Origin of the sequence: Flavobacterium hydrocarbonoxydans (assembly GCF_009789235.1) — a bacterium.
Taxonomy (GTDB): Bacteria; Bacteroidota; Bacteroidia; order Flavobacteriales; family Flavobacteriaceae; genus Flavobacterium; species Flavobacterium hydrocarbonoxydans.
Genome location: NZ_WSTB01000001.1, coordinates 374,888 through 396,040 on the forward strand (window position 1 = coordinate 374,888; position 21,153 = coordinate 396,040).

Annotated in this window: 16 protein-coding genes and 2 pseudogenes; 7 read left to right on the top strand and 11 right to left on the bottom strand. The window is 34.1% G+C overall.

The window, feature by feature from the left end:
* The first annotated feature begins 74 nt into the window (after nt 1–74).
* Together GON26_RS01800 and GON26_RS01805 are read left to right on the top strand one after the other, a co-directional pair.
* Nucleotides 75–1,871 (top strand): T9SS type A sorting domain-containing protein, encoded by a 1,797-nt coding sequence (locus GON26_RS01800; protein WP_230407882.1) that lies wholly within the window; start codon nt 75–77, stop codon nt 1,869–1,871.
* A gap of 202 nt (nt 1,872–2,073) precedes the next feature.
* Entirely contained in the window at nt 2,074–3,399 is a 1,326-nt protein-coding gene (locus GON26_RS01805; RefSeq protein WP_160373005.1) for a hypothetical protein, read from the top strand.
* Nucleotides 3,400–3,967: 568 nt separating this feature from the next.
* On the opposite strand, the gene GON26_RS01810 is transcribed toward GON26_RS01805, so the two are convergent.
* The 3 genes and pseudogenes from GON26_RS01810 to GON26_RS21845 form a co-directional block, all read right to left on the bottom strand.
* Nucleotides 3,968–4,711, bottom strand: coding sequence for a nucleotidyl transferase AbiEii/AbiGii toxin family protein (locus GON26_RS01810; protein ID WP_160373275.1), 744 nt, complete (start codon nt 4,709–4,711; stop codon nt 3,968–3,970).
* Between the two features lie 221 nt (nt 4,712–4,932).
* Nucleotides 4,933–5,508, bottom strand: a complete 576-nt coding sequence (locus tag GON26_RS01820; protein ID WP_160373006.1) for a DUF6088 family protein — start codon at nt 5,506–5,508, stop codon at nt 4,933–4,935.
* Between the two features lie 410 nt (nt 5,509–5,918).
* A pseudogene (locus GON26_RS21845) lies at nt 5,919–6,095 on the bottom strand (DDE-type integrase/transposase/recombinase); the annotation flags it as partial.
* Between the two features lie 955 nt (nt 6,096–7,050).
* On the opposite strand from GON26_RS21845, the gene GON26_RS01830 reads away from it, so the two are divergent.
* Entirely contained in the window at nt 7,051–7,542 is a 492-nt protein-coding gene (locus GON26_RS01830) for an Arm DNA-binding domain-containing protein (RefSeq protein WP_202110819.1), read from the top strand.
* 20 nt (nt 7,543–7,562) lie between these two features.
* Here the strand turns inward: GON26_RS01830 and GON26_RS01835 are convergent, their stop codons facing one another.
* Together GON26_RS01835 and GON26_RS01840 are read right to left on the bottom strand one after the other, a co-directional pair.
* Nucleotides 7,563–8,228, bottom strand: a complete 666-nt coding sequence (locus GON26_RS01835) for an IS6 family transposase (RefSeq protein ID WP_160373007.1) — start codon at nt 8,226–8,228, stop codon at nt 7,563–7,565.
* Nucleotides 8,229–8,359: 131 nt separating this feature from the next.
* Complete coding sequence (locus tag GON26_RS01840) at nt 8,360–8,524, bottom strand: macro domain-containing protein (protein ID WP_160373008.1); 165 nt, start codon at nt 8,522–8,524, stop codon at nt 8,360–8,362.
* A gap of 328 nt (nt 8,525–8,852) precedes the next feature.
* Here GON26_RS01840 and GON26_RS01845 point away from each other — a divergent pair, with 328 nt between their 5' ends.
* From GON26_RS01845 to GON26_RS01855, 3 genes are all read left to right on the top strand, one after another.
* Complete coding sequence (locus GON26_RS01845; protein WP_160373009.1) at nt 8,853–9,989, top strand: hypothetical protein; 1,137 nt, start codon at nt 8,853–8,855, stop codon at nt 9,987–9,989.
* A gap of 282 nt (nt 9,990–10,271) precedes the next feature.
* Complete coding sequence (locus GON26_RS01850) at nt 10,272–10,823, top strand: helix-turn-helix domain-containing protein (protein WP_160373010.1); 552 nt, start codon at nt 10,272–10,274, stop codon at nt 10,821–10,823.
* A gap of 109 nt (nt 10,824–10,932) precedes the next feature.
* On the top strand, nt 10,933–12,411 hold the full coding sequence (locus GON26_RS01855; protein ID WP_160373011.1) for a serine hydrolase: 1,479 nt from the start codon (nt 10,933–10,935) through the stop codon (nt 12,409–12,411).
* A gap of 347 nt (nt 12,412–12,758) precedes the next feature.
* On the opposite strand, the gene GON26_RS01860 is transcribed toward GON26_RS01855, so the two are convergent.
* Nucleotides 12,759–13,424: an IS6 family transposase gene (locus tag GON26_RS01860; RefSeq protein WP_160373012.1), complete on the bottom strand. Its 666-nt coding sequence runs from the start codon at nt 13,422–13,424 to the stop codon at nt 12,759–12,761.
* A gap of 71 nt (nt 13,425–13,495) precedes the next feature.
* Between GON26_RS01860 and GON26_RS01865 the strand changes: the two are divergent.
* Nucleotides 13,496–13,711 (top strand): annotated as a pseudogene (locus GON26_RS01865) (LytTR family transcriptional regulator DNA-binding domain-containing protein); the annotation flags it as partial.
* Nucleotides 13,712–13,979: 268 nt separating this feature from the next.
* On the opposite strand, the gene GON26_RS01870 reads toward GON26_RS01865, so the two are convergent.
* From GON26_RS01870 to GON26_RS01890, 5 genes are read right to left on the bottom strand one after another with little or no spacing between them, the layout of a single operon-like run.
* Nucleotides 13,980–15,143, bottom strand: coding sequence for an MFS transporter (locus GON26_RS01870; RefSeq protein WP_202110820.1), 1,164 nt, complete (start codon nt 15,141–15,143; stop codon nt 13,980–13,982).
* A gap of 31 nt (nt 15,144–15,174) precedes the next feature.
* The gene (locus tag GON26_RS01875) at nt 15,175–17,526 is read right to left on the bottom strand and encodes a GH92 family glycosyl hydrolase (RefSeq protein WP_160373014.1); all 2,352 of its coding nucleotides are present in this window, start codon (nt 17,524–17,526) and stop codon (nt 15,175–15,177) included.
* Nucleotides 17,527–17,547: 21 nt separating this feature from the next.
* Nucleotides 17,548–18,717, bottom strand: a complete 1,170-nt coding sequence (locus tag GON26_RS01880; RefSeq protein ID WP_160373015.1) for a glycoside hydrolase family 76 protein — start codon at nt 18,715–18,717, stop codon at nt 17,548–17,550.
* Nucleotides 18,714–19,907 (bottom strand): glycoside hydrolase family 76 protein, encoded by a 1,194-nt coding sequence (locus GON26_RS01885; RefSeq protein WP_160373016.1) that lies wholly within the window; start codon nt 19,905–19,907, stop codon nt 18,714–18,716. Before GON26_RS01885 ends, GON26_RS01880 begins: the two co-directional genes overlap by 4 nt.
* A 51-nt stretch (nt 19,908–19,958) precedes the next feature.
* Nucleotides 19,959–21,143 (bottom strand): SusE domain-containing protein, encoded by a 1,185-nt coding sequence (locus GON26_RS01890; RefSeq protein ID WP_160373017.1) that lies wholly within the window; start codon nt 21,141–21,143, stop codon nt 19,959–19,961.
* Nucleotides 21,144–21,153 lie beyond the last annotated feature (10 nt).

Genomic DNA, 21,153 nt, shown 5'->3' on the forward strand with positions numbered 1-21,153 from the left:
ACAAAGCTACTCCTCCAGTAAAAGTCTACCAAACTGATAAAATTCAGATTATCAATGATATAAAAAACAAAGTTATGAAAAAAAGACTACTTGCAATTTTAATATTAATTTTTTCAAAAACATACTCGCAACTTTACTTTTCTGCAGATATGGCGATGTATGTTAAAAATCAAGTAGTATATGTTGGTCAAAACATTAACTTGAGCTCAGATACCTTTATTTACTTACGGAATAACTCTCAGTTGGTTCAGGGGACAACAGGTGTTTCAAGTAATTCTGGAGCGGGTATGATTTCTATTTTTCAAGAAGGAACTTCTGATAATTTTGATTATAATTATTGGTGCTCGCCCGTAGGAAATGCGTCCGCAGCTGAGGGCAATGAAAATTTTGGTATCACTATGCTGTATCGCCCAACAAGTAGTATAAACTCCACAGCAGCCATAATGCTTCCAATTGGAAATTATGATGGAATATCAACCCCACTTTCAATAGCTCCTTACTGGATTTATAAATTACAAAATTCCTCAAATTATTCTCAATGGATTCAGGTTGGATCAGCAACAAATTTGGCTCCCGGCGAAGGGTTTACGATGAAAGGTACTAGTGGTTCTGATTCAATTGATCCTGAAAGTACTGGTATAATAAATAATCCTGGCGGAACTGGTGCACAACGATATGACTTCAGGGGAAAACCAAATGATGGTAATATAAATGTTAACGTAGGGACTAATAATTCAACTTTAACTGGAAACCCATATCCTTCGGCCCTTGATCTAAATGCTTTTCTTTTGGATCCTACAAATACTGCAGGATCAGGTATCGCTTACTTCTGGGAACAGGATAAAACGGTAAACTCACATTACCTAGCAGATTATAGAGCTGGCTACGGCAGTTACTCACCAATATCTTTAGTCTCTAATGGTATATACGTTCCAGCTACATTCAGCTCCTATAATGCTGACGGTTCTCTAAATACTATTGGAACATCATCTGGACTATCTATTGAACGTAAGTACTCACCTATAGGACAAGGATTTGTAATTAAAGGCAATTTAAACGGAGTTGTAACCTTAAAAAATGAGCATCGTATTTATTATAAAGAAGGTAGTGGTCTCTCACAATTTGAAAAACCCAGAAGGCCTGATCAAAAATCAAAGCCTTCTCAAGAAACAGCAGAAGAAGTATCACATTTTAAAATAAATATCATCATCAATAACCAGTTTACTAGACAACTGGCATTGGCTTTGATACCAGAGGCTACAGATTTGGTGGATTATGGTATTGATGCACTAAACTTGAATGAAACCCTGCCCAATGATGTGAATTTTTTAATAGATAATAGAAACTATGTTATTCAGGGAGTAGATTTTGATTTAAACAAAAAAATTCCCTTTCGCGTTAAAGCAACTACTTCTGCTACTTTTCAATTTTATATTCCAGAGGTGATTAATTTCGATCCTCTCCAGAAAATTTACCTCTATGATACCATAGACGGTTCTTATCATAATATAAAAAATGAAATTTATCAGGTAAATCTACCGGCTGGAACAAATACAGATCGTTTTAAAATTGCTTTTACAAGCCAAGCTCTAAGTGTTAATGAAGAGAGAAAAGAGCAGTTTTTTATTTATCAGAACAATACCAGTCAAACGCTTAAAGCGTACAATCCTGACAATAAGACTTTAAAATCATTTACATTATACGATATACTTGGACGTATAGTACTGTTTAAAAAAGACCTTCAATCTGAACAAAATTATTATTACTCCACTACTGGTCTTAGCTCAGGAATCTATATAGCTGAATTCATAACGATTGAGAATGAAAAGTATATCCAAAAAGTATTCATTACAAACTCTGAAAAAAAATAAATACCCATACTAAAAAAAAATAAATATTATGTTACAAAAAAAAACAATCCCATATTACAAAGTGATACAGCTGGTATTGCTATTGCTTTGCTTCACAGGAATATTTTCTGGATATGCACAAATAGGTATTGGCACCATAACTCCTGACGTTAGCTCGATTTTAGATATAGCCTCTACAACACAAGGCCTCTTAACACCTAGAATGACAACTCTTCAGCGTGCTGCCATAGCATCTCCGGCAGATGGATTAATTGTTTATGATACAGATCTAAAATCCTTCGTTTATTATGAAGCAACATCACTCACTTGGGCTAGAATAAATAGTGATGCAAACGGTAGGTTAAATTTTAAACGCATAAAATCAACTGATGTTCTCGCCACGGTATTAGCCGCAGAACTTGCAGCTGGTGGCGGAACTAAATATCTTTTAAATAGCAATACGCTATATGAAATCAATGGAATTATTTCTCTCAATTTACCAATTGATTTAAACAATGCTTACTTATATGGTCTTGATACTAATAGTGATATTATAGTTAGTACCACTGGAAGTATATTTCAAGGAGCAAGTGGTGGATCTGTTAGAGGTTTGACATTACAGGCAACAGCAGGGAGTGTCTTTAGTCTTAGCGGTGCCGCAACTCAAAATTTAATTTTTAGAGACTGTTTAGTAACAGGTTCCAACAGCGTGGGTACAATATCAGGTTTCGGATTAGTGTTTATAAGCATAGTTCAGTTTGTCGGAAATACAAATGGTATTACGTACGATAATATAACCCAATTGCTTTTAAGTAATATGGGATGGTTTAGTAATAATTCCGGCACCTATGAAAAACTAACAGGAACCTTTACATTAATTGAAAAGCAAGGAGGCTTTAGTCATGTTAATGGTACAGCTATTGGCTTAGACGTTTCAACATCAGGTTTAACTATAACAGGTGATGCTGTTTTGGAAACAGTTGTATTCACGGGAAACAACCCTACTGGTTACGTAAAACCATACACTACAGGAACATATTTAGGCTACAACTTCAATAATAGCTGGACGGTAAGAGCTGCGGGAATCCCCACGGAGGGTGATAGCAATGCTGCAGGAGATTTCTCAGTTGATTACGCTGTGGGTTCAGGAGCTTCAACAACTTTTAATAATTCGAACCCTAGCAATATTGTTAAGATCCAGGGAGTTTCTAGTTCTTCTAATTTATTTCGTTTTTCGACTGATGGAGGGTTAAATAACAGACTAAAATATTTAGGTAAAAAGAAAAGAATTTTTCAGGTTTCAGGTTCTATTTCATTTCAAGTTCCCGCGGCGGGTACTTATATTATTTATATAGCAAAGAACAATGTTGCTATATCACAATATAAAATTTATGGAAGAGGCTTGACTCTTAATGATATTGTCGTTCTTCCACTAAGTGCTTCAGTAGAACTTTCTAATAATGATTATATTGAAGTTTATGCACAGCGTTACAGTGGTGGAAACAATGATGCAATTATTACACCAAACATGACAGTAACAATAAAATAAGGTTCTGTCGCATGTGTCAGAACAATTGAAGAATTTAATAAACTAATTATAAAAATGTAGCTTAACTTTATCTTTAGTTTTTGCTGCATATCCAAAGCAGCTTTACATAAAAATATTACATAAATTTTAAATAAATATATATGCAATTAAATATTATTTGCTCACTTTATACTCATGAATAAATTACAAGAACTGAAAAAAGCATTTAAAAAGAAGAAAACTATACCGAAGGGCTGATTTGTCTAAGTGGTCAAAATCTGTTGATTGTCATTTAGATGAATTGGTACAGGAAGGCACTTTACACAAACTATCACAAAGCTTATACTATTATCCCAAATTAACTGTCTTTGGAGAACACCTCCCGAGTAAAAAGTGTTGTTGCATTCTATTCTCAAAGACAAACGTTTTCTAGTAACTTCTTTAAATGCATATAATGCAGTGGGCGTAGGAGCTATTCAACTATACAGTGTTAAAACGGTTTACAATCATAAACGCTATGGTGATTTTAATCTTGGAGGTATTAACATAGGATGTATTATTCAACTACTAGCGAAAAAATATTGATTTTCTACAATTTAAATAAATTAAGATTAATTCTCTCCATAACCTCATCGAAATTTGGTTGACCTTTGTAATATAACTTTTTAGTAAGTTCATATCTTCTTTTAAATTCCGCTCTAAGTTCGTTATCAGAAAGTAAAAAAGCCTCATTTTCATTGATAGGAATCTCATAATCGGCAGAAGGGAATCTTTCTTTTTTATGCTCGTGATATTCGGGAGTTCCAATAAACTGCTGTACTTGTTGATTCTCAAGCAGACAATAAACATCATAATATTGTATCATTAAATTGGCCCTTAGAACACCATCAGTAAGCTCCTGTCTGAATTTTGTCGCTATCGTTTGAAGTTTTTCCACAAAAGTAAACCCTGGGTGATAGCAGATGATATCAATAGCCCTATTATCAATTATAGCAATAGATTTATTTTCCTTGGCCTTTTCGTAAGCCCATGAGGCAATAGTACAATCAAAATTTGGAGTAACTTTATCGAATCCAGCCTCCAGTAAAACCCCCTCCTTTACCCCCTCTATTGGATCAGTCAAAGCGTTAAAATACAACCTTATACCACCGCTTCTATAGGCGACTGCATCATCAAATACATGATCCCTTTCTACTGAAATAATTCCCTCGATTTCAATAGTCTTAGCAAGCCAATCATAAAATTCTTTTCGCGCCTGAATATTTTTCGGATTAGAATTTTTCGGATTTTCATTTATTTTCCTCTCGGCATCCGGTTTTATATAAATATCGATATCCTAAGAAAAACGATCAATGATGTTATATCCTTTTGAGAGAGAAGTTCCTCCTTTTAATTCAAACTGAAAATTTAATTTTTTTGAGTCCGTAAAGAACATGCATAATCCAATAATCCTTTTCAACAAGTCCTGCTAGTATACCTGTTTCATCCTCGATTATACGTAATAAATCTGAAAAGTTCTTATGATTGTGAAGATAGTCTGAAGCCATAAAAGTATTAGTAACTAAGTAATGGTGTTAACAATTGCTTTGTTTTGGTATTCCCATAATCAGCAAGTGATTTTTTCATTTTTTTTACTTCCATCTGACGCAATTTATTCGTCACATTTTTAAAAACTTCTTTTTGATCTTCAGCCAAAGAATCTAAATTGTTTACCAAATCAACCAATAAGAATTCAGGGGTGGCTTTCTTAGGAAAATGGGGTTTCATTCGAAATAAAAAAAATTTATTCCCTAATTTAATTTCTCCATGACGCTTGTGATTATAGACAACCCTTTCGTTATAAAGCTGAGTAGTTCCTACTCCTAAACTATTATAGGCGTTTGCAGAGGTAAGTAAAAAACGATCATCCTTAAGAAAACTTCGAACCAGTACATCATCCTCAGGCGGAACTAGTCCAAATGGAGTTTCTTTTGGAAAATAGTAAAGCCCCTGTGAGAGTTTTTGTAACGTTTTATCTTTTAAGAGTTCATCCAAATGGCGATCAACCGAATTGGACCATTTTGTCAAATCCGAACGACGGTACACCTTTCCACGCTTTAAATGTTTTTTTAAATCTTCTACTTTACTCATATCCAACATAATATAGAATACAAATATACTATAAAAAAACATATATGTAAAATTTTAATTGAAAATTCATGCAAAAAAAACATATAATAAACTACTAATCAATACATTAAATTTTAGTAAAAAAAAATTATATGCATAATTAAACGAAGTATTTTTTGAATGTTCCCTCACCCATTTTTCTGATTACACTTATTATTCACACTATTCAAAGGGTTCTGTCGCATCTGTCAGAATAAAATATAAGTTTTTAAATGATTTAAAAGTTAAACTACCAATTTACAAAATGATTTAAACATAGTTATCCCTAGCCTAACCATTTGATTCTTTCTCAGCATATGCACAACTTCAATTCCGCTAAATGTTCGTCTGGCTGATTCAAAACTTTTAAAACCTAATCCGTTTTGTATACGCTACTTTATAAAACGATGATCCTGTTCTACAATATTGTTGAGATATTTACACTGCCGGATTTTAATCTTTGAGAAAGAACGCTTGTTATAGAATTTGATAGCGGCGGTAGTAGAACCGCTTTTATCAATGTTAATTACTCTTGGCCGGTAACTATTAGAAATTCCTTTAATTAGAAATGACTGAGCACTAAAAGAAAGTCAACTTGCCTAATTTATCTACTGCTCGATATCAATAACAGCAAATACCTTTTACTTTGATATAGGTCTTATCCAATCTCCAACTCGTCCCCACTCTGCTTTTCTCTTCTTCATCTCTGCCTCAAGCAAAGGTGCAAACTTATAAACCCAACGCTGAATCGTGGCATGATCCACAATGTCCTCTAATCTTCATTAGTTCTTCAACATCACGGTAACTAAGTGTAAATCTCAGCTTGAAATATACTGCCTGAAGAATTATGTATTTTGGAGAACAATGACCTTTAGTATTCATCTTTTGATCGGTTTAGAATTCTAAAGATAAAAGTTTTTCCCAGATGCGACAGAACCCAAAAGAGTAACTTAAACTATAGATGTTCATGAGTTAAAAAAACTAATAATTATAAAAAAGGTAGTTATTTTTATCAAAAAATAGAGTAAATTTGCATTATCAAAAAAAATGGATTAGAAATTCAAAAGAACAATATTTAAAATACTGAAAAACAATAACTTACGCGGCTTTTAAATTTAAAAAATGACGTTTTTATTTTAGTGGCAAAATCGTGGCACAGCAGTTAAAAAAAAATGATAAATGCAGTATATATGTGGGTTGCGAGCTTAAGGTTCGAATCCTGCTCTCCCCACGGAAAGGCCTAAAAGGCGGAAAACTTAAAGTTTTCATTCTTTTTAAAAAGCCACAAAAAACGTGGTAAAACCTGCAAATCCTAGGATTCGCAGGTTTTTTGCTTTTATACTGCTTTTCAAATTTTTTAAAACTGCTCAAAAGTTTTGTGGCAGAATCGTGGCAGTTTTGTCTGCCAGGGAAAACTGCCACAGAATTCAAACTAAACCCTTATATTCAGAGGGGTTAAGTAGGTTAACGTCTTGTTTTTTTGATGCTATAATTCTACATTTATTAATCTAAAACAGTTGAATTATGTTAGAGAGCAGCTTTGGGTTAGTTTTCTTTATGAAAGTAACCAGTAATGACAGAAAAATTAGAACCGTGTACTTTAGAATTACAGTAGACGGAACTACAAAGGAAGCGTCCACCAAACGCAAATGGGAGTATTTAAGGTGGGATCAGAAATCCGAAAGGGCAGTTGGCACAAAGGAAGATGCAAAGTCTTTGAACTTCTTCCTGGATGCACTGACTTTAAAAATTAATGAAGTCAAAACAGAAATGATGTACAGTGGTAAAATCATAACCGCTGAGAAAATCATGGATCATGTTTTGGGCAAAGTACAGCCAAGAGTCAAAGTGCTGGAAGAATTTCAAAAACACAATGAACAAATGAAGGCGCTTTTGGGTAAAGGATATGCAAGAGGCACTCTTCAACGATTTACCATCACTAAAAATCATTTAGGAGCTTTTATTAAATTTAAGTTTAAAAAAGGGTTCTGTCGCATCTGTCAGAATCAAATATAAGAATTGAAGTAATTTAAAAGTTAGCCTGCTAATTTACAGAATGATTTAAACATAGTTGTACCATGTCCAATCATCTGATTCTTTCTCAGCATATGCACAACTTCAATTCCACTCAATGTTCGTCTTGCTGATTCAAAGCTTTTAAAGCCTAACCCGTTTTGTATCCTCCATTTTATAAATCGATGGTCCTGTTCTACAATATTGTTGAGATATTTACACTGCCGAATTTTAATCTTTGAGAACGAACGCTTGTTATAGACTTTGATCGCTGCTGTATTAGAACCGCTTTTATCAATGTTTATTACTCTTGGTATGCAGTTATTACTAATTGCTTTAATTAGAAAAGACTGAGCACTCATTCTTTGTCTTCTTCTGGTCAAAAGAAAGTCTACTGTATTGCCTAGTTTATCTACTGCTCTATATAAATAACACCAAATACCTTTAACTTTGATATAGGTTTCATCCAATCTCCAACTTGTAACTACTTTACCTTTTCTCTTCTTCATCTCTGACTCAATGAAAGGTGTAAACTTAAAAACCCAGCGCTGAATAGTAGCATGATCAACATGAACTCCTCGCATTTTCATGATCTCTTCAACATCCCGGTAGCTTAATGTAAACCTAAGTTTAAAATATACGGCCTGCAGTATAATAGATTTCGGATAGCAATGACCTTTCGTATTCATGAGTTTAACAATTTAAAAAAGGCAAAGTTAAAACGTAGCTAGATGCGACAGAACCAGTTGATAAGGATGCAAAAAAGAAAATGAAAATGCGAGTATAGGAATTCTGCTTTGTAAAGATAAAGATAGTGAAATTACATAATATAATTTTCTATAACAAAAAACGCGATATCAGGAAAGTCTTTATCAAAATTTACTATCAAAGATTTTACGTCGCTCCAATCTAGCCCATCTAATCCATCTCCAATCTTAAGTAAGGCAATTTTCTGAATACCTGAATTCGATGCTAAAACCAGCATTTTTTTTTAAAAGCTTTTTCAATAGCATTAATATCTACTTTTTTTTTCTATGTTAACTGAGTTCTTAAATTATAAACATATCCCTTACCAGTAGGATATTCATAAACGTCTCCTAGATTAAAGTCTCCCTCAAAGTATCAGGTATTAAAAACAGCATTAAAACAAAACCCTTTTGATGATTTATAATCGAAAAAGTATATATTTGAAAATAAATATTGTGTACTATTTCTAATATAAATTTACCCAATTTGGGTCGGTTTCTGTTGGATTTTGTCATACATATAAATACATTGTGCCTTATTATAAATACAACTTCGATCAATACAAAATGAAAAAAATTACATTCTTACTTCTTACATTATTCATTACAAATTTTAACAATGCTCAAAACAAAGTACTTGACAGTTTAGTTCAAAAGAATGGTTTTCCTTTCCAAACTAATAAAAACATTTCCTTTCAGGGAAAAGGATGGGATGTTTTGCTAAACGAAATAAAACAATCTAATTCTGTTTTGTTGGGAGAAATTCATTTTACAAACGAAATTCCTTATTTCACAAATGCTATTATCAATGAGGTTGATTTTGATAACTATTTTCTTGAGGTTGATCCTTATTCAGTAGCTTTAATCGAAAAAAAAATTAAATCGCTATCTGCTGATGAGCTTAATTCTTTTGTTAAAGAATATTATACAAACTTTTCTTTTTTAGAGTACGAAGCCGAATTTGCTTTGATTAAGAATATAGTTAAACGTAACACCAAAATATATGGTGTCGAACAAATGAGCGTTTCTGCAGATCAAATGATAATTTCAAATTTAAAAGAAACTTCGAAAAATAAAAAAGTAATTGAGATATACGATCAAATGCTTCAGAATTCGAAACTCGCTGCTTCTAAAGAGGGTATGGAAAAATACTACATGCTGTCTGAAGATTGTCTTCAAAAATTAGATTTGTTATTGAAGTTAAAACTTTCTGACAAAGAGCGAAAACAAATTGAAGCATTTAAGTTAAGTAGAGAGATTTATACTAAAAGAAGTCATCCCTTAAGGATTCAGTTGATGAAAAACATCCTGCTAAACCAAATGCCCGATTGGAATAACAAAAAAAATCTTTTCAAATTTGGTGCGAACCATCTGCCAAAAGGAGAAACCATATTAACAAAAACCGATTTATATGATATAGGCAGCTTAATTTCTAATATTGAAGAGGCAAATTACAGAAAATCGCTACATATAATGGTTGTAGGAAAAGGAGAAGACGAAGATGACAACAGTAGTTTTAAGCCTTTTCTAAATATGGTAAATGATGAACAATGGTACTGTTTTGATTTAAGACCTTTAAAGAAATCTATTTTACAAAACAAGCTAAAAGTAGATGATGTTTACTTATCGAGAGTTATAAAGGGTTATGATTATCTTATTTATATTCCTAAAGTAACTGAAAGTAAAGCTATCACGATAAAATAACAACGTGCAATTCCCCTTGCTGGCAAGAAGACTACGGCTAGCAGCGGTGGAAATCGGAAAAGATTTACCGAAATTGGAATCGATAATTGGAATGATAAAATATTCGTGGTTAACAAACGTGTCGTAACCCACCATAACACTTGCGACAAGAGATTTGGGTATTTGGCTTAATTTTAAAAATAGTTTGTATTTGTGAGAATTTTATCAAACCGAAAAATAACGCTAATTTAGCCCCAAATCTCTTGTAGCAAGGGAACGTTAAACGTAATTTTAGAAAACTGTATGTCAAAATTAAAGCAGATAAGAGAACAAAAAAATTTAACTCAGGAAGAATTATCTGAAAAATCAGGAATTTCCGTGAGAACAATACAAAGAATTGAATCTGGAACTGCACCAAAAGGACATACGCTAAAAACACTTTCCAGTGCTTTAGAGATTTGCGAAAATGAATTACTGAACAATGAGAAAGAAATTCCGACAGAAAGTTTAGAAACAAACAACGGCATCAATTTTCAAAAAATAAAACTCATCAATTTATCTTCCATATTATTTGTGGTAGTTCCGCCACTCAATATTTTCTTGCCATTACTACTTTCCTATACTTTAAAACAAAGAAATATCCTAACGAAACAAATTATTTCGCTTCAAATTCTTTGGACCATTCTCGCACCCGTTTTTTTCATGTTAGGTATTTTTCTAAAGTTGGGTCGTTCCTTTACAATCGTGCTTTTAGTTACTATTGTTGTATCTAATATTTTCTTAATTCTAAGAAATCTTGCAGAAATCGATTCCAAACAAAAACTTCGTTACAAGCTGAATTTCAATATATTGTAGTTTTGTCGTGCACTTGTCGTGCACTTGTCGTGCATTTGTCGTGCATTTGTCGGGTTTATTTTTTGGAACGTATTTGCTCAAAATATAATCTTTGCCAAAAATTAAAACAATGACAAAAAAAATCATTTCAGGAATATCATTTTTATTCATTTTATCGCAAATCGCTTGGGCGCAACATCAAAATAGTAATGAACTTACTAAACTCATTCTTTCGAAAGACAGTTTGCTTTTTGACGTAGGTTTTAATCATTGCGACATCAAACCATTTGAAATTTTGTTAAGCGAACATCTAAAATTTTATCACGACAAAGACGGTATGTCTGATAAAACAAAATTTCTTTATTTTTTAAAAAAAGGTCTTTGCAAAGATCCGACAAGCCGACAAGTCAATCGGTTTTTGATAAAAGAAAGTACCGAAGTTTTTCCGCTTTATAAAGATGGGGTGCTTTATGGTGCTGTTCAAAATGGAGCGCATATGTTTTCTGAAAAATGGGAAAGCCAGGCCGGAATTGCTAAATTTACCAACGTTTGGCAATTGGAAAACGGAGAATGGAAATTAACCACTTCACTTAGTTTTGACCATCAGCCTTACGAAAATAAGAAAACAGAAAGTCCAATTTTTGACAATGATGCTGCAATCGAAAAATGGTTAGAAGAGAATAAAGTCCCAACTTTGGGAATTGGCGTTATCGAAAATGGTAAGCTACAACAGGTAAAAGTTTTTGGTGAAATTAGTAAAGGAATTGCGGCACCATATAATACCATTTTCAATGTTGCTTCGTTAACAAAACCAGTAACAGCTATGGTTGCGCTAAAATTAGTAAGTTTAGGAAAATTGAATTTAGACGAGCCAATTTGCAAATTCTGGACTGACCCGGACGTTGCAAAAGATCCACGAAACAGAAAATTGACCACAAGATTGATTTTAAGCCACCAAACTGGTTTCCCAAATTGGCGTTGGATGAATGAAAGTAAAAAACTCGATTTTGAATTTGAACCAGGAACTAAATATCAATATTCGGGTGAGGGAATGGAATATTTGAGAAAAGCGTTGGAAAATAAGTTTAATAAATCATTACAACAATTAGCCAGCGAACTCATTTTTGAACCGCTGAAAATGAACGACACCAGATATGTTTGGGACAAAAACACAGACACATCAAGACTGGCAATAGGGTATGATAAGAGCGGCAATGCTTATGAAACAGTAAAAAACACAATACCAAATGCAGCTGATGATTTATTGACCACCATTGAAGACTATGGAAGGTTTTTAGCAAACGTTATGAATGGCGATGGATTAACACATAAAGTGTTTGAAGAGATGGTTTCAAACCAAGTTGCCAGTACAAAAGGCAAACATTTTGGTTTAGGATTTGAAATATATGATTTAGGCAACGGTGAATATGCTTTATCTCACGGCGGCGCAGACAACGGAGTCCAAACGCTATTTGTTATCTTTCCACAAATAAAAAAGGGACTTTTTATTTTTACAAACTCTGATACCGGCGCAAGAACTTATGAGTCTTTACTGAAGCATTATTTGGGCAACAGTGGTCAAAAAATATTTGACATCGAAACGAAGTAAAAACTGCGTATAATAGCTAGAGTTTCATTGTTGGCTTTTCAAGCCCCACGAAACTCTAGCTATTGGCAGTAGTTTTTTTTTTAAAATATTATCTTAGTATTAGGCATTCTTTTTCTTAAAGCAATGAGTGTATATGCAAACAAAAAGTAGAGTAAAAGATAAGTTAGCTTTCCCCTGACTCACCTTACATTTTTTGTTTGCATGTCCAAAGTACTTTTACCTGTTTTTCAATTTATTACAAAATTGTCTCACTCACATTTTAGATATACATATTTTTTTTAGAATATTCACGTTAGGTTCTGTCGCATCTGTCAGAATCAAATATAAGAATTGAAGTAATTTAAAAGTTAGCCCGCCAATTTACAGAATGATTTAAACATAGTTGTACCATGTCCAATCATCTGATTCTTTCTCAGCATATGCACAACTTCAATTCCACTCAATGTTCGTCTTGCTGATTCAAAGCTTTTAAAGCCTAACCCGTTTTGTATCCTCCATTTTATAAATCGATGGTCCTGTTCTACAATATTGTTGAGATATTTACACTGCCGAATTTTAACCTTTGAGAATGAACGCTTGTTATAGACTTTTATCGCTGCCGTATTAGAACCGCTTTTATCAATGTTTATTACTCTTGGTATGCAGTTATTACTAATTGCTTTAATTAGAAAAGACTGAGCACTCATTCTTTGTCTTCTTCTGGTCAAAAGAAAGTCTACTGTATTGCCTAGTTTATCTACTGCTCTATATAAATAACACCAAATGCCTTTTACTTTGATATAGGTTTCATCCAATCTCCAACTTGTATCTACTTTACCTTTTCTCTTCTTCATCTCTGATTCAATGAAAGGTGTAAACTTAAAAACCCAGCGCTGAATAGTAGCATGATCAACATGAACTGCTCGCATTTTCATGATCTCTTCAACATCCCGGTAGCTTAATGTAAACCTAAGTTTAAAATATACGGCCTGCAGTATAATAGATTTCGGATAGCAATGACCTTTCGTATTCATGAGTTTAACAATTTAAAAAAGGCAAAGTTAAAACGTAGCTAGATGCGACAGAACCAGCCTATGGGCATTATACCAAAGTGTATTTAAAAAATGAGATGATTGTTAGTCCTCAAAAAATTTCTAATTTGGAACAGTTGCTTCCAAAAACTAACTTTATAAGAACCCATAAATCTTTTATTGCTGCTAAAAATAAAATCAAACAGATTGAAGGCAACAGGATATTAATTGATGCGTATAAAGTACCTATTGGACAAACTTATAAAGAAAACATTATGATGCTTTTATAATTTTGAATTTAATAACCCATTTACATTCATTTTATATAGTTTCCCAATAGGAATTGTAAAATCGCTGATTATGATCCTATTTCCTTCCACACTTTTAATGTGTTTAATGGCAACAGCAAGGATTTATGTACCTGCATAAAATCATTCTTAGAAAGCATCGCAACAATTTTTCTTTAACTCCTTGTTGGAAAGCATAAAAAAAGCCCCCAAATAGTACTTTTTGGGAGCTTTTTTTTATTTAAAATCCTCTAAAAACAGAGTATAATTTCTACTGTTGTGTGATGCTGTTATTTAGTTTAAAAGAGCAGTAAACCAGAAAAATGGCACACAAAATAATAATTCCTACTGCGCCTTGCTGGGAACCCATAAAGTCTGTAGCAAATCCCATTAAAGGCGGAATTACAGCTCCTCCTGCAACACCGGTAACCATTAATCCGGATATTTCATTGGTTAAGGACGGTTGCGATTTTATAGCCAGGGTGTAGATTACAGCAAAGATACTTGAAGATCCAAAAGCAATTATGCAGACCAAGGCCAGAATAAGAGATTGGTTCTGAGCAAAAACTAAGGCTATTAAAGCAAAAAGAACAACTGTCATGTTGACTTTGAAGAATGCTTTTTCAGAAAATTTACTCAACAAAAATACCCCGAAGATGGTTCCGATTGTACGGGCTGCAAAATACCAGCTTGAGCCGTAAGTCGCAGCCTCTTTAGCTAAATTTGCCCGTTCTATTAATAGTTTTGGAGTGATCGTATTCATACCTACATCAAGACCCACGATACATAAAATACCAAGGAACGACAACAAAATATTTCTATCTTTTAGCAACCCAATTGTTTTAGAAAAACTGGCTGTTTTCTTTTCAGTCACCTCTTCTTCAATTTTTGTAAAAAATAACCAGATGAATGAAATCAGGGTAATGAGCGTATAGATGTAAAAACTCTTTTCCCAGGAGCCATATTTTAAAGAAAAATAACCAACTAATAATGGTCCTACAAAAGATGATATTGCTTTTATAAACTGTCCGCTGGTAATATAGCTGGTTAATTGTGTGCCTTTTACAACATTGGTCAACAATGGATTTAGAGATACCTGCAAAATGGTATTTCCAACGCCCAAAAGAATAAATGTCGCATAACAACTTGTCTCATTAAACGAAATAATGGGAATAAAAGTAGCGGCTAATGTAATCAGCAATCCGATGGAAACCAGATTTTTTCGCCCGTATTTATCCATTGCAATGGCTGCCGGAATTGATAATATAAAAAACCATAAAAAAACCATAGAAGGCAAAAAACCGGCACGGGTCTCACTCCAATTGAACTGGGATTGCGCGTAGGTTACCGAAATACCTACCAAATCGCAAAATCCCATGATAAAAAAACCTAATAAAATAGGCAACAGTTTTAAATTAGTTTGCACTTTTTGCATGATTTATTTTTTGAATTTTTGTTAGAAAAAATTATTTAGACCATTTTTGACTTGGCTTTTCATCTACCACCATTTTTATAACTCCTCCTTTTTTAATATCCTCCAGGCTTATCTTTAAGTTATTTAAAGCTGTATCGTTAAACGTCGCCTCTTGCAGATAAACATTCTTTTTGGAATTATTAGTTACCTCAATTGTAAAGTTTTTTCTGTTCAATGCTTTTGGCAATTTAATACTCACTTTATCAAACAGCGGGCTGCTAATCTGGAAAGATGGATTTATCTCCGTAAGTCCTTTTACATCAAATAAACCAATAGAAGCCATTACGTACCACGATCCTAATTGTCCCTGATCTTCGTCTTGCCCGTAACCATACCCATGAATTCCTTCAGTTCCGTAAAATTCATCGCAAATAGTATGTACCCATTTTTGAGTTAAATAGGGTTTTCCGGAAAAATTAAATAACCACGAAATATGCAAATTAGGCTGATTTCCATGATTGTATAGACCTGACAATCCTGCAAACGCATCAATCTTTGTACCGCCACCAAATACATTTTTTTGAGAGGCTTCGAAAATATTTTCTAATCTGTCATTAAACGTGTCTTTACCAAGCGTTTCTACTAATTCTTCTATATCATGAGGAACATAAAAAGTATATTGCCACGCATTGCCTTCCTGAAAACCTCTCCAGGGTTGCGAAGGATCAAAATTATCGACAAATTTTCCGTTGGCATACTTAGGGCGTATAAATTTGGTTTCTTTATCATACAATAATTTCCAGCCTTTAGATAATTTTATTAATTGCTCATAGTCATTGGTTTTACCTAATGATTTTGCAAATTGTGCCACTGCAAAAGCACTATAAGAATATTCTAAGGTATGCGAAGCCGAAAATCCGGAACCTTCCGTAATCGTATTAAAACCGATGTCTTCTATCTGAGGGGAATAACCACGTTCTATAAATTGCTTGACATCCATTTTTCCTGCACCTTCAATTCTGTCTTTCCAGGTAATTTCGTTTTTTAATGCCGCTTCGTATCCCAAGGCCACATCAAAATTATGAATACCTGAATTATAGGCAGAAGCAATGGCCAATCCTGTAAAATTGGTACCCACACCCGAAACGTATTTACTGTTGGCAAGTCCGTCGCCAAGCCATCCTGCATCTTTATAAACAAGCAGTTGCCCCTGCACCCAATCAGCGTAATAATCCGGGTAGGCCAAAGCCCATAATTGTGTTAGATTCCAGAATCCTCCCCAAATTGCATCTGTATTGTAGCAATTGTGCTTCGGAATTCCGTTGCTGTTTAATGGTATTTGTCCAATTTTTCCATTGTTCATGGGATAGGCCCCGTTGACATCATTATACAATCCTCTTCCTAAAAGCGCATGATATAAACCGGTGTAGAATTTAATTTTGTCTGTTTCATTTTTCCCTTCAACGGTTATTCTGCCTAAATAGTCATTCCATGTAACTAATGCTTCTTTTTTAGCCTTATCAAAATTGGTGTTTTTGGCTTCGGAATTTAAATTTAATCGCGCATTCGCAATCGAAGTATAAGACAATCCAACTTTTACCGTAATGGTTTCATTTTCTTTAGTATCAAAGGTTAAATATAAACCAGCTCCAATTCCAGCAATTTCTTTTTTGCCAGCTTGCGTTTCCTGTTTATTGAATACTCCAAAAGCTTTCGGTTTTTTATCCAAAACGGCAGAAAAATACATCGTAACTTCGGCACCAGCCTGATATTTTTTTACATATTCAGGATTGGTAATTACATAGCCTTCAATACGGCCGTCTTCGGTCAAAAATACTTTTGATTCTTTTACCGCGCCGCTTTCACCCTGTCTGTTTCCTATATCAAATATGATATGAGATTCGCTTGATTTCGGAAAAGTGTAACGCTGGAAACCTACTCTTTTTGTAGCCGTAAGTTCTGCTTTTACTTTATAATCTTTTAGTAAAACCGAATAATACCCAGACGTAGCGTATTCATCTTTTCTGTCAAATCGGGAACGATAACCTTCATCGGGATTTTCAAGAGTTCCGGGAATTGTCTGCAATTTACCTACAGAAGGTGCCACGACTATTCCTCCTACCTGAAATTCGTGCAGGCAGGCAAAACCTTCAATAGAAGTGTCACGATCATCATATCCTGTTGCTTCCCAACCTTGTTCATTACCATAATGAGCATTGGTAGAAGGTCCTAATTTTGCCAGTCCAAAAGGCACAGCAGCTGGAGTATAAAAAAACCATCGGCTATGCGCTGTTCCAATGTTAGGATTGACATAATCCGATAGTTTTTTTTGTCCTTTTTGGCTATACGCTGTATGGATTATACAACTAAAGCTTATAATTAATATGCTTAAAATCTTTTTCATGATAGAATAAATTTAAGTGTTTTATTTTTTTATTAATGCAATCCGACCGTAAATTTCGATTATAGCTGCCTGATTAAGCAACCATTTTGAGGTTTTTGATTCATCTTTTCCGGCATTCCAGTCGCTGTAAAAAAGACCTTTACCATCCCGTGCATTTGCCCAGGCATAATCGATATTGTTGATAATCGTATTTACATATTTTGGATTCTGATCTACTGCATATAAATCCTGATAACCACGAAACAAAACGGTTGTAAACCACGGATTGTCCAGAATTGATACGCGCCCATCGCTTTGTTTTTTTCCAAAATACAAATAAGATCCTTCGGCCAGCGACTGAGCTTCTTTAAGATACGCTTTGTCGCCTGTAATTTTGTATAAACTCACAGCCGCCTGCAGCATCGTTCCGGTATTGTATGTCCAGGCGGTTTTTAGAATGGATCGGTCAGCGGTTTTCATATCATTCCAATAAATATTTTCTTCAGCCCTTAAATGCGAATACATCCAGTTATAAAATTTTAATCCCCAGTCTAGATAGTATTTATCTTTAGTCTCTTCATAAATTTTTAAAGCCAGAACAGTTGCTTTTCCATTCGAGCAGGCAGGTTTCTGATCGTGAACACCTTCAAGCCAGGTAACGCCTCCTTCCAGATCATTATTCCATCCGCTTATTATAAATTCAAAAACTTCTTTAGCATCATTTAGATAATGAGCCTCTTTTGTATTTGCGTAAGCTTCGATATAATCAATTCCTACTAATCCATTATCGTCATAATAACGATCCGATTTTTCGAGTCGGGTTGGGTATGCCTGATATCCAATTGGTTTTCGAACAGTATCGCGGTATTGCTTTTGAGCTTCAATCAAATTTTTAAGAGAAGCACTATATTTCTTCTTATCAATCTTATAAAGTATGTTTACAGCAGATGTAATGCCGCTAAAAGGCCATAAAAAGGATACTTCTTTTGCTGATTTCTCTCCATCATTAAAATAATTTAAATTAGGCTGATTTGTATTCGGATAATATTCGGAAAACAAATTGTACTGAGGCAAATAATACAATCCGTAAACTAAATTATAAAATAATTCAGCCTTATTTTTATATGTGGCATAAGATTCATCCTTTTTGTCCTGACTATTAGCTTGTACAGCAAATAAAAAACAAATTATAAGAGCGGTTACTTTATTCATAATTCTTTTTCTCCTTTTAATAATGCAATCCTACCATAGATTTCGACTAATGCAGCTTGTTGTAACAGCCATTTATCTCTTCCTGGTTTGATTCCTGACCAGTCTTCATAAAATAATCCATGACTGTTTCTTGCTTTTTCCCAGGCATAATCAGCATTACTGATAAACGTATTGACATAATTTTGCGCATTAGGATCGTGTCTGAGAAGATCAAGGTATCCTCTAAAAAGACACACATTAAACCAGGAATCATGATCTGGAAAAAAAAGTTTGCCATCGACTGTTCTTGTAAAAATACGATAAGTAGAAGAAGCAATCGTACGGGCTTCATCAAGATACGTCTGGTCTTTAGAGATTTCATACAATAAAATATTATTGGTAATCATCGCACCAGAGTTGTAGGTCCATTTGGTTTTGTTTATAAAGTTGTCCCTTACCCGAATATCGTTCCAGAAAAGATGATCAACAGGATCCTTGGTATAGTCATTTAGCCATTTGTATAATTTTTTTGCAAATACCAGATATTCTTCATTTTTTGTGTGCTGATAAAGTTTAAGAAGGTAAGTTGTCGTATAAGCCGTTGCGCAAACTGCTTTATTACAAAGATCACTTTCTGGTTTGTTTCTATATTGTTCTACCCAATACATACCGCCGCCAGCTTTGCTGTCTTCACCTGTTTTGGTAAAATCTACTTGTTTTATAGCACGGTCCAGCGAAGCCTGATTTTTGGTAATTTCATAATCTTCAATTAATTCAAGTGCGATAATGGCATTGTCATCGTAAAAACGGTCATCTGAACTATATTGAACAGGAAATGCCGCATAAGCTTCAGGCAAGCGTTGAGAATCATAATATTTATCTAAAGCCGCATACGAATCGTCTAATGCTGCATCTTTGTAACCAATGGCTTTTAGCTGGTTTACTCCCGCCAAAAGACCATCAAGTGACCAAAGATAGGAACTCTGTCTGTCATCACTTTGTTTAGGAAAGTTTTCAAGGTAAAGGCCTGAACTGTTGATTTTATAATTTTGCTGAATCAAATCAAATGTTAGTTTTGCCTTTTCTTTATAACTAATCGTAACCACCGGATCTGTTGGATCTGGCTTTGTTAACTCATTATCCTGATTTTCCTGACAGGAAAAAAGAAACATTGAGATTAACCATAAACTTATTTTTTGGATATTTTTCATAGTATAAGATTTTAAATAAGCTGTCTGAATGCGTCAAACAGCCTATTGTTTTTAATCAATTATGGTTACCGAATGTTTGTAATCACCTGTAGGCGACATGTCAATAACTACATTTGCGTGTTTGTTTTCAGAATCCAGAGGCAGTTTGTACATTCCTACCCAGTCCTGATTCTGACCTGCACTTGGAATGTCTGCCAGATTATAAATGTTATAATACTCATCCGGCTGTGTTCCGTTTGGTGGATTCCCAAAGGCAGGCATTCCTGGAATATTCGAACCATTCATCTGATCATTATGATAACTTCCCCAGATTTCTTTCCCTTCGTTGGTCGTCACCCAAAAACGGTAACGCTCTTCCGGATATCCCCAATCGTGATAGAAAGGCAGTGCAATATTTTTGACTTCGAACTTGTGATTGCCAATATAGGTTAACTCGCCTAAATTGTATTGCCATGTTCTGATCATCTGAATAGATTGAATTTCGGTTGTTTTAATGGTCAGTAAATTAAAATCGACCACAATTCTATATGCTTTTCCAGTTCCGTTAATAACCGTTCCCGATGAAGTTTCGGATTCGATTAACTTATTATCAACGTTTAATTTGTAGTACGTTTTAGAACCGGAAATAGTATTACAAAGAGTTATCTCGCTATTGCCAACAGCAGCAAAAATTTCGAAAACGCCATCATCAATTTTTCTTAATTTCATGGCATCCTCTACACTTTCTGCTTCAAATCCATTTCCATAAATAAATAATTCATTTGGAATTTCGGCTATTCCGGCTGGACGTCTTAACTGAATAGTACGGATTTCCTGTGTCTCTTTTTTTTCTCCTCCCTGAGAGGCTACAACTTTCCATTTTACAGTACCTTCAGAATTGATTCCTATATTCGCATTTTTTGCTAAAATAATAAGCTGTTTAGGTGTCAGTGATAACCAATTGTCTCCTCCTCCACCATTCGAAACCATTTTGTATATAGGATTGCTGAAATCTCCATTTTCTTTATCAAAAAGTACTTCGTATAAAACCACGCCTCCGTAGTAAGAGTTCGATTTTGTCCACTCAAATACTGTTGGTGTTCCATTTTCCAGATCTATCGCTACGAGCTCATCAACTGCCGGACTAATTAAAGATTCCGGTGCATCAAAACCGACCTCTAATTCGTATTTTTCTGTACAGCTTCCTAAAATCAGGATTGCTATAAGACTAAATAGTCTTGTATATATCTTTTTCATAAACTAGATT

Excerpts from the sequence above, each read along its gene's own strand:
- GON26_RS01800 (WP_230407882.1), top strand. The coding sequence starts at position 75 with ATGAAAAAAAGACTACTTGCAATTTTAATATTAATTTTTTCAAAAACA.
- GON26_RS01805 (WP_160373005.1), top strand. The coding sequence starts at position 2,074 with ATGACAACTCTTCAGCGTGCTGCCATAGCATCTCCGGCAGATGGATTA.
- GON26_RS01820 (WP_160373006.1), bottom strand. The coding sequence starts at position 5,508 with ATGAGTAAAGTAGAAGATTTAAAAAAACATTTAAAGCGTGGAAAGGTG.
- GON26_RS01830 (WP_202110819.1), top strand. The coding sequence starts at position 7,051 with ATGTTAGAGAGCAGCTTTGGGTTAGTTTTCTTTATGAAAGTAACCAGT.
- GON26_RS01835 (WP_160373007.1), bottom strand. The coding sequence starts at position 8,228 with ATGAATACGAAAGGTCATTGCTATCCGAAATCTATTATACTGCAGGCC.
- GON26_RS01840 (WP_160373008.1), bottom strand. The coding sequence starts at position 8,524 with ATGCTGGTTTTAGCATCGAATTCAGGTATTCAGAAAATTGCCTTACTT.
- GON26_RS01845 (WP_160373009.1), top strand. The coding sequence starts at position 8,853 with ATGAAAAAAATTACATTCTTACTTCTTACATTATTCATTACAAATTTT.
- GON26_RS01850 (WP_160373010.1), top strand. The coding sequence starts at position 10,272 with ATGTCAAAATTAAAGCAGATAAGAGAACAAAAAAATTTAACTCAGGAA.
- GON26_RS01855 (WP_160373011.1), top strand. The coding sequence starts at position 10,933 with ATGACAAAAAAAATCATTTCAGGAATATCATTTTTATTCATTTTATCG.
- GON26_RS01860 (WP_160373012.1), bottom strand. The coding sequence starts at position 13,424 with ATGAATACGAAAGGTCATTGCTATCCGAAATCTATTATACTGCAGGCC.
- GON26_RS01870 (WP_202110820.1), bottom strand. The coding sequence starts at position 15,143 with ATGCAAAAAGTGCAAACTAATTTAAAACTGTTGCCTATTTTATTAGGT.
- GON26_RS01875 (WP_160373014.1), bottom strand. The coding sequence starts at position 17,526 with ATGAAAAAGATTTTAAGCATATTAATTATAAGCTTTAGTTGTATAATC.
- GON26_RS01880 (WP_160373015.1), bottom strand. The coding sequence starts at position 18,717 with ATGAATAAAGTAACCGCTCTTATAATTTGTTTTTTATTTGCTGTACAA.
- GON26_RS01885 (WP_160373016.1), bottom strand. The coding sequence starts at position 19,907 with ATGAAAAATATCCAAAAAATAAGTTTATGGTTAATCTCAATGTTTCTT.
- GON26_RS01890 (WP_160373017.1), bottom strand. The coding sequence starts at position 21,143 with ATGAAAAAGATATATACAAGACTATTTAGTCTTATAGCAATCCTGATT.